This is a genomic window from Mesorhizobium sp. M4B.F.Ca.ET.089.01.1.1, assembly GCF_004022605.1.
In the GTDB taxonomy this organism is placed as follows: domain Bacteria; phylum Pseudomonadota; class Alphaproteobacteria; order Rhizobiales; family Rhizobiaceae; genus Mesorhizobium; species Mesorhizobium abyssinicae.
In genome coordinates this window covers 1-538 of the sequence record NZ_RZOS01001275.1, presented here as the reverse complement: position 1 = coordinate 538, position 538 = coordinate 1, and the positions used below count along the sequence as shown (strand labels likewise).

Annotated in this window: 1 protein-coding gene; it reads right to left on the bottom strand. The window is 53.5% G+C overall.

The window, feature by feature from the left end; translation table 11 throughout:
- Positions 1-431, bottom strand: a 431-nt coding sequence (locus EN780_RS37120; protein ID WP_245500273.1) for an extracellular solute-binding protein, incomplete at its 3' end; no start/stop codon positions are given.
- Between the last annotated feature and the right edge of the window lie 107 nt (positions 432-538).

The following is a 538-nucleotide window of genomic DNA, read 5'->3' as shown; positions in this document are numbered from 1 at the left end:
CTCTGTGCGTTCTCGGGATTCGGGCTATCCTTGGGGATTGCCCAGCTTTCCCAGGTCATCTTTTGCTGGTTTCGATTGATCTCAACCTGCGCGCCTTGGTCGATCAATGCAACGGCCCGGCCATCGTAGGACTCCGCCAAGTCGACAACCTTATCGTGCAGCATCTGTTGGATCTCGGACCCTGTAGCGAACCATTTGCGGATATGCGGTTTGATCTTGTCGAGGCTTGCGAAAGCTCGATCGATATCCAAAGGATAGAGGGCGTCAGCAGGCAAACCGTCCGCCAGAAGAGCTTCTTCCCAAGGGCCGTATTCTCCGTACTCTCCGGTTGGCAACGTGCGAACTCCGGGATACTTCACGACATCCCAAAACTCTGCCCAAGTAGCCGGCCGCGGTTTGTTAGCTGGGAATTTCTCGATGTTGTAGACCATGCATAATGCGTAAACGATCGACCCGACACTGTGCGGAGACTTGGCGAAGTCTAGCATCGCGTCCAACTCGTCTCTTTTATAGATGGAGTAATCGATTTCTTCGAGGT